Genomic DNA, 13960 nt, shown 5'->3' on the forward strand with positions numbered 1-13960 from the left:
CCTTTCGCTCGATCGCCGGCCCCGGTACGCTCGGGCGCGATGATCGCAGAGAACACGCTTCAGGGGTCGCCGGTCGCCGAGAGCTCGCGCCGGGTCGGCGCGCTGTTCGAACCCTTCTCGCCGAGCTATGCGGACAACCCCGCGCTCGCGTTCTATCAGGCGGCGCACCGGGAGGCGCCGGTCGCTTACAGCGAGGCGTTCTCCGCTTACCTCGTCGTGGGGCACGCCGAGGTCACGCAGGTGCTCCGCGAGCCGGTCGGGTTCTCCTCGGCGCACATCCTCGACCTGCCGCCGGATCTGCCGCCGGAGGTGATTGCCGAGCTCCAGCGCGGCATCTACCAGATGCCGCCGGCGCTCTTCAACAACGACCCTCCCGGGCACACACGCGCGCGGGCGCTGTTCTCCAAGGCGTTCACGACCGCGAGGCTCGCCGCCCTCGAGCCGACGATCGCCCTGGAGGCGGACGCGCTGGTGCGCGCGATGGACCCGGGCGGCGACACGGTGGATCTCATGCATGCGCTCGCCTTCCCGCTCCCCTTGCAGATCATCGCCACCCTGGTCGGGATACCGCTGGAGGACGCACCGCTGCTCAGGGCCTGCCAGGACGAGCGGTTCAAGCTCTACGAGCCGGCGCTCGATACGGCGCGGAAGGTCGAGGCCGCGCGGAGGTTCGTCGCCTACGAGCGCTATCTGGCCGATCTCATCGAGCGGCGCCGCGCCGAGCCCGCCGACGACCTGATCACCGCGCTGATCGGCGCCCGTGTCGACGGCGAGGCGCCGCTGTCGGTCGAAGAGATGATCTCCCACCTCATCATCCTGTTCTTCGCCGGCTACGAGACCGTGGCGAGCCTGATTGGCTCGCTCGTGCTCCGCCTGCTCGAGGCGCCCGCGCTGTGGGACGCCATAGGCAGCGACGCGGCGCTGCTCCAGGCGGCGATGGAGGAGACGCTCCGGATCGACGCCCCCGTGCAGATGGAGCCGCGGCGCGCGACGGCGCCGGCCGTCGTCGGCGGCGTCGAGATCCCCGCGGGGGCCACGGCGTTCGCGTTCTTCGGCGCCGCCAACCACGATCCGGCGGTCTTCCCGGACCCGCAGCGGTTCGACGTGAACCGCAATGTCGCCGGCCCGCGTGCGCGGCACCTCGGCTTCGGCTGGGGGGTGCACACCTGCATCGGCGCTGCGCTCGCGCGCATCGAGGTGAGGTGCGCCGTGCAGGCGTTGCGCGCCGCGTTCCCCGGCCTGCGCCTCGCCGCCGCGGCGCGCCCGAGCTACGCGCCCAGCCTGTTCTTCCGCAAGCCCACGGCCGTGCCCGTGACGCTCGGCGCGGCGTGACCGCGGCGGCCGCCGCCCTTCAGGACGGGACAGGCCACCAAGAAGAGCTCTCCGAGTCCTCCCGGCGTCTTTGGCGTCTTGTCAGTCTTCATCTCCGGGTCGCCCCTTTCGCTCGATCGCCGGACCGGGTACGCTCGGACTCGATAGAAGAGTTGGGACGGAGCAGTTGAGCGTTCGGATACCGATCGACGGCACATCGCTGGGAGGCAGAGCGCCATGAACAGAGAGCTGCGCGCGCGCATCATGCAAATCGTGGGAGCTGGCATGTTCACGGGCCTGTCGCTGGCGCTCGGCTGCCAGGACGGCACCGGCGGCGGCGCGGCGACAGGGGCGGGTGGGACCGGCGGGGCAGGAGGAACCGGCGGCGCCGGCGGTCAGGGCGGCGCCGGCGGTCAGGGCGGCGCCGGCGGTCAGGGCACCTCCTCGGAAACGAGGTGCTTCTCGCTGGACGAGATCCGGGCCAGCTCCGACGGCGGCGCTGGCGGAAGCGGCGGCGCGGGGGGGAGCGCCGAGACCTGCCCGAGCGAGTACCATCCGAACCCCGTGTCCTGCGTGGTCTACGAGAATGGCCGGCTGGAGGACGGCCAGTGCTGCTACGACGTCAACGATCCGGGCATCGGCGCCTGCGGCCGCCCGTTCCTCGTGGGCGGCGAGCCGCGCCTGGCCGGCGTCGAGGCGCGGGCCGACTGGGTGCTCGACGCCGCCGCGGACGAGCCGCTCGCGGTCGACCCCGTGACGCGCGCCGCCCTCGCCGAGGCGTGGCTCGCCGACGCGCGGCTCGAGCACGCGTCCGTCGCGTCGTTCGCGCGCTTCACCCTGGATCTGCTCGCCCTCGGCGCGCCGCCCGCCCTGATCGAGGCCGCGCAGCGCGCCCTCTCGGACGAGCTGCAGCACGCCCGGGCCTGCTTCACGCTCGCGAGCCGCTACGCCGGCCGCTCGCTCGGCCCGGGGGCGCTCGCCATGGACGGGGCGCTCGACCCGCCCACGCTCGCCGGCGCCGCGGCCGGCGCGGTGCGCGAGGGCTGCGTGGGCGAGACGCTCGCCGCGCTCCAGGCCGGCGCGCAGCGGAGCCGCGCCCGCGACCCCGAGGTGCGCCGCGCCCTCGACAGGATCGCCGACGACGAGGCCGCGCACGTCGAGCTCGCGTGGGCCTTCGTGCGCTGGGCCGTCGCGCGCGGCGGCGAGCCGGTGCGCGCCGCCGTGGCCCGCGCGTTCGATGAGGCGCTGGCCGACGTGCGCGGCGCCCGCGGCCCGGCGCGCCCCGGGATCGACGCCGCCGCGTGGCACGATCACGGCCGGCTCACCGAGGCGGAGCGGGCGCGCTGCCATCTCGACGCCGCGCGCGAGGTCATCGCGCCGTGCGCGGAGGCGCTGCTGTCCACGCCGCCCTCCACCGCCGCGGCCAGCGCCGGCCTCGACGCCCCGGCGTAGCCTCCCCTGGATCCGGCGCCCGAGCGCACCTACGTCAAGGAACGAGCACGACGTCGATGCCCGAGACGAATCCCACGAACCTCCCCGCCGCCTGGCCTACCTTCCCGTCATGACCGCGCTTCGCCAGCTCCGCCTCATCGCGATCCTCGAAGGCCTGTCCTACCTGCTCCTGCTCTTCATCGCGATGCCGCTCAAGTACCTCGCCGACCAGCCGCTCGCCGTTCGCGTCGTCGGCAGCGCCCACGGCCTCCTCTTCGTGCTGTTCCTCGCCGCGCTCGTCCACGCCGCCGTCCGGCGCCGGTGGTCGCTCGGCCGCTCGCTGCTCGCCTTCGTGTCGTCGATCGTCCCCTTCGGGACGTTCGTCTTCGACCGCTCGCTGCGGCGCGAGATCGAGGCGACCCTGCCGTCGTCGTAGGCAGGCGCGGAGGCGGCGCGATCGCGGGATCGCCTGGCCCCCCCCGCGTCAGCCGGGCACAGCGCCCGCGCACCTCGCCGCGGAGCCGCCCGCGCGCGCCGGCGACGCCGGGCGCTCCTCGCCGGGCGGCAAGCATAAAACACAGTTATTTTATACACTTACAAATGATCGTAAAAAAATGGACCGGCGTGTCGATCCCGCGTCTGCCCGTTCGTCGTGACGATGGAACCTGGGCGCATCCGGTCGGGAACGCCCGGACGCGCCGCTTCGAACCAGAAGGAGACACGACGATGCGACCCATGAACACCGCGGGACCGGCAGCGAACGAGGCGAGGACGGACACGCAGCAGCCTGCTCACGTCACGCCGTCCGATCGCCGGACGACGCGAGGCAGCACGGTCATGAGGCGCATCTCGATGGCAGCGTGCCTGTTCGTCGCCGCGTGCGGCGGCGCGGACGACGGCGAGGTGGACCCGGTCGACGGCGAGCCCGATCCGGTCGCGTGGAAGGACATGAGCTTCGCGGAGCGCACCACGTACATGAACAACGTCGTCATGCCCCGGATGAAGGAGGTCTTCGTCGCGTACGACGCGAAGTACGCGTCCATGGACTGCACGACGTGCCACGGCGACGACGCGGTCGAGCGCGCCTACGCGATGCCGAGCCCGCAGATCGCCCCGCTCCTCGGCGAGGAGGAGTTCCCCGAGTGGGTGTCGGACCCGGAGCACCCGGAGCGCATGGAGTGGACCGACTTCATGTACAATCAGGTCGTGCCCGAGATGGCCGACCTGCTCCAGGTCGCCAGGTACGATCCGATGACAGGTACCGGCGAGTTCTCGTGCAACAACTGCCACACGGTGGAGGATGTCGAGCCGTGAGACGGCCCGAGGCGTGAGCGAGCGACGCGGATCCCGGCGTCCTCGGCGCCACCGCCCTATCTCTGGCTGGTTTGCGCCCTCGCGGCTCGGCGTCTTTGCCCGAATTCTCCCTTCCGGACCCTGACCCGACGGGGCGGCGTCCTCATCCCAGCGGAGCGCGCTGCCGCGTCCGGCGGCCCGTCAACGCCGCGCGGCCCGGCAACTCGACGGCTGCAGCTCGATCTCTGGACGCCGCGATCCGGCTACTCTCCGCCCGGAGGAGGCTTCGCATGTCCGTCCCGATCGAGCTCGAAGAGTCCAACGCTCAGTTCCTGGCCGCCTGGATGCATTTCAGCCAGGGTCTCCCGGGCCATCGGATCGAGCACACCGACGGCGTCACCGTCGTCCTCTCGGGCACGGACATGGTCCTGCTCAACATGGCCACGCTCTCCTCGCCGGCAACCGACCTCCAGGATCTCGAGCGCCGGGCCCTCAGGGCCGTCGAGCTCGCGCGGACCGGCGGCGTTCCGTGGCTCTTCGCGCTGTCCGACAGCTGGTCGCCGGGCGGCGACGCGGGCGCGACCGCCGAGCACCTGGCCCGGCTCGGCTTCACGCCGGCCGTGTCGCTCATGGGCATGGTGGCCGACGCGATCACCCCCTCGCGGCGCCCGGCCGTCGGCCTCGATCTCCGGCGCGTGGCCGACGCCGAGACGCGCGCCGCCATCGCCGACCTCAACTCCGCCGCGTACAGCGTCCCGATCGCTGCGGGGCGCGCCTCCGTGGCCCACGAGGCGCTGTGGAACGACCGGGCGTTCGGGCGGGTCGGCTACGTGGGCGACCAGCCCGTGTGCTCCGCGGCGACGTTCATCGTGGAGAAGATCCGGTACGTGGGCTTCGTCGTCACCGCGGCCGAGCACCGGCGCAAAGGGTACGCCGAGGCGGTGATGCGCCGCTGCCTCGACGACGCGCTGAGCGAAACAGGCGTCGCGAGGACCGTCCTCCACGCGACGGAGATGGGGCGGCCCGTGTACGAAGGGATGGGCTACCGCGCGGTCACGCGCTTCGCCTTCTACACGCCGCCGCAGGCCTGAAGCCCACACGCCGCCGCAGGCCTGAAGCGCCGGCGGCCTACACGCCGCCGCAGGCCTGAAGCCCCGGCGGCGCGCGTCCCGCTGCGGCCGCCGCCTACCACCCGCACGTCCTGCCGCGGTTCTGCTGGTCGAGCCACCCCTTGAGCGGCGCGAAGTAGTCGAGCATCGCCGCCGCATCCATCTGACGCGATCCGGTCACCGCCTCGAGCGCCTCCGGCCACGGGCGGCTCCGCCCCATCTCCAGCATCCGCCGGAGCCGCTCGCCGGCCTGCTTGCTGCCGTGGATCGTGCAGCGGTGGAGCGGCCCCTTGTACCCCGCCTCCTCGCAGAGCGCGCGGTGGAGCTGGAACTGGAGGATATGAGCGAAGAAGTACCGGAGGTACGGGACGCTCGCCGCCACATGGAACTTCGCGCCGGGATCGAAGTCCGCCTCGGAGCGGGGCACCGGCGGCATCACGCCCTGGTACCTCGTCCGGAGCTCCCACCAGGCCTGATTGTACTCCTTCGGCGAGATATCCCCGGAGAAGACCCCCCAGCGCCACCGATCGACAAGGACCGCGAACGGCAGGAAAGCCACCTTGTTGAGGGCGTCGCGGAGGAGGAGCGAGAGATCGCTCGACGGCGGGGGCAGCTCGTCCACGAGCCCGATCCGCTGGAGGTACTCCGACGTGACCGACAGCCCGATCGTGTCGCCGATGGCCTCGTGGAACGCGGGGTTCGGGCTGTCGCGGTACAGCCACGGCAGGTGGTTGTAGGCCCTCTGGTAGAAGGTGTGGCCGAGCTCGTGGTGGATCGTCTGGAAGTCGTCGGCCGTGATCTCGATGCACATCTTGATGCGCAGATCCTCCTCGTCATCGAGGTTCCAGGCGCTCGCGTGGCAGACGACGTCGCGATCCGCCGGCTTGACGAACAGCGATCGTTCCCAGAAGGTGGCCGGGAGCGGATCGAACCCGAGCGAGACGAAGAATCGCTCGCCCGTCTTCACCATCTCGATCGGTGTGAGGCCCTTTGCGCGGAGCACCGCGTCGAGATCGTAGATCGGCGCGGCCCCCTCGGGCGCGACGAGATCGTCAATGTTGCTCCAGTCCTGGGCCCACATGTCGCCGAGCAGGTCGGCCCGGATCGGGCGCGCGGAGGGGACGACTTCCTCGCCGTACTTTGCGGCGAGCCGGCCGCGCACGTAGCAGTGGAGCGCGTCGTAGAGCGGCTTGACCTGCTCCCAGAGGCGGTCGACCTCCCGCGGCAGCGCCTGCCGCGGCATCTCGTATTTCGAGCGCCAGGCATCGCCTGTGTCCTTGAACCCGAGCTCGCGGGCGCCCTCGTTCGCCAGCGCCACGAGCCGCGTGAAGTCGCCGCGCATGGGCACGGAGACCGTGCGCCAGCCGACCCACGCTCGCTTCAGCTCCTCGGGATCGCGGCTCTTTGCGATGATCCTGCTGAGCTCCTGGAGATCGAGGCACTGGCCGGCCGCGGGGCAGTACTTGCCCGCTCCGTACATCGCCTCGAGCCGCGACGCGATGGTCGCGAGCTCCTGCGTCCTCGCGGGATCGGCGGGCGCGTACAGCGTGAGCGACGTGCGCAGGAGATCGAGCCGCCGGCGGACGTCGTAGGGCAGATCGAGGTCGCGGAAGCGGGCCGCCCGCTTGGCGAGGTCGGACTGCGCGCCGAGCAGCTTCGCGCTCGCCGCGGCCGCGAGGATCTGCGTGTCGACGGTGATGTACGTCGACGCCACCCACGCGGCTCGGTTGTTGTGGGTGCTGAGCGCGTGGAGCTCCGACTCGGCCGCCTCGATGAGTCGCGCGGCCTCCTCGGCCGCCGGCTGGGAGCCGGGCTGCGGCCGCGGCGGAGGGGTGGGATCGGAGCAGGCCGCCGTGAGCGCGAGGACGCTGCAGGGCAAGGCGACGACGAACACCGGAACCATGCGCACCATTTCCCGCCGCTCCTGGATCACCGACAGCTGAAGCGTGCAATGGTCCCTCCACCCCGGACGCGCAGAGGGCGTGGGGTGCGCTTCGGCGCCGCGATCCTGGTAGGGCCTCTAAGGCCGCTCGGCGGCTCGAGCAATCCTCGGGGGTGCATCCTCGCGAGGGGCTGACATGCGGCAAAGTCGGCTCCTTTCACGCCGTCACGTCAGCCTGGAGGATGGCCCCTCATCGCGACATCGGCAATGATGTTGGCGGGTCGTTCCTCTTGCGATCGCCGCCGTCGGCAGCACCGGGCTCACTCGTAGCTGAGCAGTGAGACCGCAAAACCAGGATAGGGATCGTCCGGGAAAAAGTGGTCGCCCGGGAGGCGATAGCCGACCAGGAGAGCGCCTGAGAGCGGATCATGGCGGACGACGACGACGGCGCCCAGATCGAGGGCGAGGGTCCGCTGGGCCTCGACCGTGCGGGAGGCAATATCGACGCGCTGGACGAGGCAGCCGGCGTCGCAGGGGGGATCGGAGAACGAAGCGCCTGACAGGCTCACCAGCCCGTAGAGCTTGCCTCCGGCGTCGTTATCCATTCCTAGGAAGCGCTGGGCGCCAAGGAGCGTCCCGATGCCCCCGTCGCGGACGAAGCACTCGGAGTTGAAGCTGCTCTCCGCCGCGCTGCACTGGGAGCCGTAGATGCGGAGCATGAGGCCCTCGTGCGTCACGAGGTGGGTGGGCGGGCTGCCGTCGTAGGCATAGACGTTCGTGACCCCGAAGTCTCCGTGGTAGGGCGACTCGTTCACGAACTGCGCCACGCCCGTGCCTAGCACAGAGTACAGGTAAAAATCCGAGGGCGAGGAGCCGACCGTGACGGTCACGAAATCGTCGGTTCCCGGGATGCGGCGCATGGGGACGCCGTGGTACGTGTACTTCTCGGAGGAGGCGACGAACGCCCCGGTCTGTGCATCGTATGTATAGAAGATGCGATCCCAGTCGTTGCTCGGACCGCAGATGAAGCGGTGATCGCTGACGAGCACGGCCGACGCGCACGCCTCGACGAGGTCGCTCTCCGTGATCCTCGACAGCGTGGCATCGTAGCTCGCGAATCGAGCCTTGTCCGCGACGACGAGGATTTCGCCGTCGAAGGCCGCCGCGGTGTTCTCGCGAGGCGAGTCCACACGCGTGATCTCCTCGCCTCCGCGACCGATCAGAAGGATGGAGTCGGCCAGCACGATAATAACACCCGAGTCGGCCACGAAGGCATCGATGAGCACCGATGTCCCGGTCCGGAGCCGCACCTCGCCGTCGCCGACGGCCCCACCGCCGCCGGTGCCGACGGCGCCCACGCCGCCGCCGCTGCCCACGCCGCCGCCGCCGCTGCCCACGCCGCCGCCGCCGCTGCCCACGCCGCCGCTGCTCCCAGGAGTCCCCTCGCTGCACTGGCATGCGAGGAACCGCCCGTCGTCCCCGCAGAGCTGCGCGCTGCTGCGCCCATCACCGCAAGCACAGGTCACCTGATGACCCGGAATGCATCGGCGCGGCGGGTATTCCTCATCGACAAACGACGAGGTGCATCCCACACCGAACACGACTCCCGCCAGCAAGCAGGTCTGTCTCATGGTTCTCATCTCGTTTCGACTCTCCTCGCCTTGAAAGCACCGCGGATCCGCAGGCGCGCAAGCCGCGCGCGTCCGGGGGGCACGCCGCCATCGCGCGCCATCATCAGAAAACTGCAATGAACATACCACTACAGGATGCTCGCGCGTCGCGGCGCAGCTGCTGGTGGCGCGGAGGCCGGGCGCAGCCCGGGCCCCGGCGCGACGGATTGCGTGGTTACGCAAAGCTCGGTCCGCGGCTCCGCCACCCCATCGGCTCCGCCACCCCAACCTGGGTCGGCTCCGCCGGGTCGGCTCCGCCACCCCAACCCGGGTCGGCTCGCCCCGCCCCCGCCTTCCACCCCAACCCGGGTCGGCTCCGCCACCCACCCCAACCCCGGTCGGGTCGCCCCGGCACCCCAACCCCGGTCGGGTTCGCCCCGGCACCCCAACCCCGGTCGGGTCGCCCCGGCACCCCAACCCCGGTCGGGTTCGCCCCGCACCCCAACCCCGGTCGGGTCGCCACCGTCGACCGAAAAATCGTCACCGCCGATGTCGAGGACGCGCCGGCAGCTCCGACTCCTCTGTGTAGCGCCGAGAACGGCGTGACATCACGCGGACGAGGACCCCATGAACACCATCGAAGCTCTTCAAGGAACGCTCACCGTCACGGCCGACACCGCCCCGGCTCGAACCACGCTCCGCAGCGTCGGCGCGGTGCTCTGCGGCCTCATCGCGACCGTCATCCTCACCACAGCCGTGGATCTGGCGTTTCACGCCTCCGGTATTTTTCCGCCGCACGGCGAGCGGATGTCCGACTCACTGTTCGTGCTCGCGCTCGCCTACCGCATCCCGCTCAACGCCGCCGGCTGCTACGTCGCGGCCCAGCTCGCTCCGGCTCGCCCGATGCGCCACGCGCTCGCCCTCGGTTTCCTGGGCGTCGCTCTCGCCACCCTCGGCGCCGTCATGATGTGGGAGCTCGGCCCCGCGTGGTACTCGCTCGCGAACATCGCGCTCGCGCTGCCGTGCGCCTGGGCCGGCGCACGGCTTCGAGGCGCTCGCTCCTGACGAAGGCGCCAGATCGCCTCCGTCGAGGAAGAGCACCGGCTTCCTCCCGCGCGCCCCCGCGACCCGCGACGCCCCCTCGGGGAAATACCGCTCCGCCAGCCGCCGGAAGCTCCGCTCCGTCGCGCGCTGGAACAGCGGCCGAAACACCGCCCGATCGATCCACCGCCCGATCCCCCCCCAGCGCACCTCGTACGTATACGACGTCGAGAACTCCACGACCCCCTCTCCCACGGCCCGATACAGCCAGAGCCCGACTCCGCGGCGGATCAGCGACCGCCGATCCTCCGACCAGAACTCGAACGTGGACTGCCGGCACGGCCGGTGGAGCTTGTACCGTCCACCGCCGCGGATCGTCACCCCGAGCAGGTCCTTCTCGTAACGCATCGCCGTCCCGGTCTGGATGACCTCCCCGAGCATGGAGATCCTGCTGAAGCGATGGTCCCAGCTCGGATGGAGCCTGTGATCCTGCGTGACCTCCCAGAGCCGCTCGACGGTGGTGCGGAGCCGGACGCGGACATGGATCGGAGCCGGTCGCGGCAGGCGCTGCTCGACGAGCGCGAGCCCCTCGACCACCGCGACGAGCGCAGCCCCCGCGCCCATGAGCCCAAGCAGCCCGCGAAGCCAGCCGGGAACGTCCGCCGGCGCATAAACGACCGCCGAGGGCAGGTGCCGCCATGCCAGCGAACCCATCGCGATCGCATGCAGATAGGCGCCGACGAGCACGCTCAGGACGATGTGCATCAGGTACTCCCCGCCGGGCAACCCTCCCTGGCTGCGCCGCGACGCCGGCTCGACGGCGATATCGGCCATGGCGACGCCGATATCGGCCACGAAGAGCGCGACGAAGACGGCGTAGAAGACGCCATGAAACTGGACATTGGGCACGAGCGCGAGCTGGAGCGCATAGATGAAGCCGCGCGCCACATGGAGCCACACCTCGACCCGCGACTCGGCGCGATCTCCGAGACGGCACCGGTACCAGTGGAAGTAGGCGATATCGAACGCGCCGAGGAGGCAGATTACGGCGAGGAGAAATGATGCGGTGGCCATGGTGCGTCCATCCCTGAGCTCGAAGGACCCGAACGAGCGAGATCTCTCGCCGTGGTCCCCCGCGGGTCACCGCTTTTGCATCTGCAAGCCGCTCACCAACCCCAGGAACCACGACAGCGCGCCGCTCCCCGCCGCCTCCACGCGCGCGCCTCGGCCCCGCCCGCCCACGCGCCTTCGTGGCTGTCCACGCCGTGGACACCCGGCGTGCCGACCGCGTGGACACCGGAGGTCGCGCCGCGCGCGCCGGCCCCGTCAAGCGCGCCACCGCGGCCTGCTCCACGTCGGCGCGTGCTCCCTGGCACGGTGGTCGCACCAGGCGGATGTCATGAAGCCTCGCCTCGGCGACCTCGCCTTGCACATCGCCCGTATCGGTCTCTGCGCCTCCGGCGTCGCCGCCGCTGCGCGCATCGAGAGCGCGACGCTCGCCGCGGCCTCCGGGGGCTCGCTCTTCTTCGCCTCCTTCGCCCTGATGCACGATGTCGCTCACGGCGCCCTCCGCCTGCCGCGCAAGGCGAACGAGATCGCCCTCACCCTCTCGGCCGCGCTGATGCTCATGAGCGGTCACGCCCTGCGCATCATGCACCTGCGCCACCACGCTCGCCCCCTCGCGCCCGACGACACCGAGGGTGCCCCCGCGCGCCTGCCGCTCTCGCGGGCGCTCCTCGGCGCCCCCCTCGCCGCCTTCGCCCTCCGCGCCGAGGCGCTCCGCGCCGCCGGCCCCACCGGCCGCCGCTGGCAGCTCGCCGAGGCCGCGCTCAACCTCGCCTCGCTCGCCCTCCTGCTCGCATCGCGGCGGCCTGCGCTCCTCGCCTTCGCGGCCACCGCCGCGTCTCTCCAGCTCACCATGGCCGTGTGGGCCGCGTACATCCCGCACAACGCCCCGGCCTGGATGCTGGCCGCCGCCCGCCGGCTCGCCTTCACCCGCTCGCCCATCGCGCTGAGCCTCGCCTACCACGAGCGCCACCACCGCATCCCCAACCTGCCCTGCAGCCGCCTCGCCCTCCCCTCCGCCGACTGCTAGCTAGTGCGGTTGCTCGGGTGAGCCCACCATGGCACGCTCGCCCTGATCCCGGGCGGGCACGCGCGGCGAGCCTGGTGCAGCGGCTCGCTCGGCCGGGCTCGGCCTGGACGGAGGGTACAGAGATGAATGACACCAGGCCAAAGACTGGAATCATGGCCTCGACGCAGCGGCCACGAGGCCTGCTCGGGCGCCGCGGAACGGGGGTGCGAGCATGAGCGTCCGGCTCAACCACACCATCGTGTCCGCGAAGGACAAGAAGGTGTCCGCCACCTTCATGGCCGAGGTCCTGGGCCTCGCCGCCCCGAAGCCGTTCGGACATTTCCTGGCGGTGCAGCTCGACAACGACGTCACGCTCGACTTCGCCGACAGCCCTGACGAAATCCGCCCGCAGCACTACGCCTTCCTGGTCAGCGAGGCCGAGTTCGACGAGATCTTCGGTCGGATCCGCGAGCGAAAGCTCCAGTACTGGGCCGATCCCAGAGCGCAGCGCCCCGGCGAGATCAACCACAACGACGGCGGGCGCGGCGTGTACTTCCCCGACCCGGACGGGCACTTCCTCGAGATCATCACCCGCCCTTACGGCGGCGGCTGATCCGGGCGCGCCGCGCTCCCGGCGGACGGGCGCTCATCCAATCTCCAGCACCTCATCGCCCATGCTCGTCCCGGATCCCGGAAGAGGATAGGCCCGAGGAGCCGGTGCTCGTCCGCCGCGCCGGAAGGGTCGATGTGGGAGCCCATAAGTCCTCGCTCCGCCGGCAGAGCCGGAGGGGCGAGGGGCGAGGGGCGAGGGGCGAGCTCGGTGGGGTTTGCTCGCCACGCGAGTCGGCGGCCGGCTACCGCCATCCGTGCAAGACTGCAACAGAGATTTGCGTAGAATGCTCGGCGCGTGGCGAGCGCGGGAGGGGGCCGGGGGCCGTGGAGGGGGCGGTGCGGTTGAGGCCCGAGAGACCCCAACCGCGTCGCTTCACGCGGCGAGCACCGAGGACCGGGTCATCACCTGGCTCACGCCGTCCGTCTCGGGGTCGGCCACGGGGGCGCTCACGGGGTGCGCGAGGGCATAGCGCAGGAGTTCGTGCGTCCACGGCTCGAACATCGCGTACACCTCGTCCGCGAGCGCCTTGTACCGCTCGCGCGTCTCCGCGTCGAGCGAGATGCGCGCGAGCTCGGCATGGTCGGCGTTCACCGCGTGGCCCGACTCGCGCTCGAAATGGAACGGGCCGCAGTAGCGCAGCTGCGTTCCGAGCTCCTTCTCCAGCGCCTCCGCCAGGGGAAGCATCGCGCCGAAGAGGACGTTGCCAGTCTCCTCGATGGCTTCGATGATGACGAGCCGCTCGAGGCCCGTCGTGCCCTTGATGAGCGCGGTGAGCCGCGCGGTGAGGATCCGATTCTCGATCGTCTCCTCGCCCCAGAGGAAGTTCATCAGGTCCGAGCTCCGCGCCTCGATGTCGAAGCCGAGCTTGGCCAGATCCTCCAGGTACCACGGCCAATGATGATCGTCCTCGCGTGTGTGGACGTTGACCATCTCCTGGTACTCGTCCGCCGCGTGCTCCTCCCTCAACACGAACTTGTTCAGATCACCGAAACTCAGGATGAAATAAGCCATGCATGGGTAGAACGCGAGCCGCTCGCTAGGATCGAGCTGTTCGTCACGCATCCGCTCGAACAGGGGTAGACGAGCATACGCCTGCTTCTTCTCGAAGATGTGCCGCAAGACCTGCCGCATAAGCGATCTCCTTCTCGGCTGTGGGTGTCAGTTGGTTGAGCGATCCCTCTGTTTGCAAAAGCCAAGCGCCCTGCGCGCCCCGTGACGCCTCAAGGCAAGACCACGGCGTACCCAAATGGATGCTGCTGCTGGATCTCAGCCGTGTCGAAATCCTGCATTCCCCTCCCCCCTTGCAGTCCGAGCTTGATTTTCGGAAACTTCCTCGAACCACCTCAAACGTTATGCGACGTTGGAGGGTGCATCCACTCGGTGTACCCACTCTAGCGCAAGTGCGGCGTAAGCTGCATCCAGTATCTTCATGGATCTCCAGTCCAATTGGGATCGGGATTCGGGTGGGCGAACCGGAGCCAATGTGCGACACCGTATTCGCTATCCAGGATCGGCTGGCCATCCATTCTGCGGGGCGCGCGAGGGCGTTCGGCGACTCAATGCACCGATTGCGGAAGCGGGTCGCTGTCATCGCCT

General features: G+C 70.5%; 11 protein-coding genes. 7 read left to right on the forward strand and 4 right to left on the reverse strand.

The window, feature by feature from the left end; genetic code table 11:
* The first annotated feature begins 39 nt into the window (after positions 1–39).
* From WMF36_RS21035 to WMF36_RS21055, 5 genes are all read left to right on the forward strand, one after another.
* On the forward strand, positions 40–1332 hold the full coding sequence (locus tag WMF36_RS21035; protein ID WP_437581400.1) for a cytochrome P450: 1293 nt from the start codon (positions 40–42) through the stop codon (positions 1330–1332).
* A 216-nt stretch (positions 1333–1548) separates the two neighbouring features.
* The gene (locus WMF36_RS21040) at positions 1549–2763 is read left to right on the forward strand and encodes a ferritin-like domain-containing protein (protein ID WP_437581401.1); all 1215 of its coding nucleotides are present in this window, start codon (positions 1549–1551) and stop codon (positions 2761–2763) included.
* A 109-nt stretch (positions 2764–2872) separates the two neighbouring features.
* Complete coding sequence (locus WMF36_RS21045) at positions 2873–3178, forward strand: DUF3817 domain-containing protein (RefSeq protein WP_437581402.1); 306 nt, start codon at positions 2873–2875, stop codon at positions 3176–3178.
* A gap of 290 nt (positions 3179–3468) precedes the next feature.
* Positions 3469–4056: a hypothetical protein gene (locus WMF36_RS21050; protein WP_437581403.1), complete on the forward strand. Its 588-nt coding sequence runs from the start codon at positions 3469–3471 to the stop codon at positions 4054–4056.
* 269 nt (positions 4057–4325) lie between these two features.
* Positions 4326–5126, forward strand: coding sequence for a GNAT family N-acetyltransferase (locus tag WMF36_RS21055; RefSeq protein WP_437581404.1), 801 nt, complete (start codon positions 4326–4328; stop codon positions 5124–5126).
* Between the two features lie 94 nt (positions 5127–5220).
* On the opposite strand, the gene WMF36_RS21060 is transcribed toward WMF36_RS21055, so the two are convergent.
* The 3 genes from WMF36_RS21060 to WMF36_RS21070 all read right to left on the reverse strand — a co-directional run bounded on the left by WMF36_RS21060 (position 5221) and on the right by WMF36_RS21070 (position 10751).
* A complete protein-coding gene (locus WMF36_RS21060; RefSeq protein ID WP_437581405.1) occupies positions 5221–7056 on the reverse strand; it encodes a M2 family metallopeptidase in 1836 nt (611 codons plus the stop codon).
* Between the two features lie 290 nt (positions 7057–7346).
* Positions 7347–8657: a hypothetical protein gene (locus WMF36_RS21065; protein ID WP_437581406.1), complete on the reverse strand. Its 1311-nt coding sequence runs from the start codon at positions 8655–8657 to the stop codon at positions 7347–7349.
* Positions 8658–9452: 795 nt separating this feature from the next.
* On the reverse strand, positions 9453–10751 hold the full coding sequence (locus WMF36_RS21070; protein ID WP_437581407.1) for an SRPBCC family protein: 1299 nt from the start codon (positions 10749–10751) through the stop codon (positions 9453–9455).
* 325 nt (positions 10752–11076) lie between these two features.
* Between WMF36_RS21070 and WMF36_RS21075 the strand changes: the two genes are divergently transcribed.
* Together WMF36_RS21075 and WMF36_RS21080 are read left to right on the forward strand one after the other, a co-directional pair.
* Positions 11077–11772, forward strand: a complete 696-nt coding sequence (locus WMF36_RS21075; protein WP_437581408.1) for a fatty acid desaturase — start codon at positions 11077–11079, stop codon at positions 11770–11772.
* A 211-nt stretch (positions 11773–11983) separates the two neighbouring features.
* Positions 11984–12364 (forward strand): VOC family protein, encoded by a 381-nt coding sequence (locus tag WMF36_RS21080; RefSeq protein WP_437581409.1) that lies wholly within the window; start codon positions 11984–11986, stop codon positions 12362–12364.
* Positions 12365–12736: 372 nt separating this feature from the next.
* Here the strand turns inward: WMF36_RS21080 and WMF36_RS21085 are convergent, their stop codons facing one another.
* Complete coding sequence (locus WMF36_RS21085) at positions 12737–13495, reverse strand: hypothetical protein (protein ID WP_437581410.1); 759 nt, start codon at positions 13493–13495, stop codon at positions 12737–12739.
* Positions 13496–13960: the final 465 nt, after the last annotated feature.

Origin of the sequence: Sorangium sp. So ce887 (assembly GCF_051521455.1) — a bacterium.
Lineage (GTDB): Bacteria > Myxococcota_A > Polyangia > Polyangiales > Polyangiaceae > Sorangium.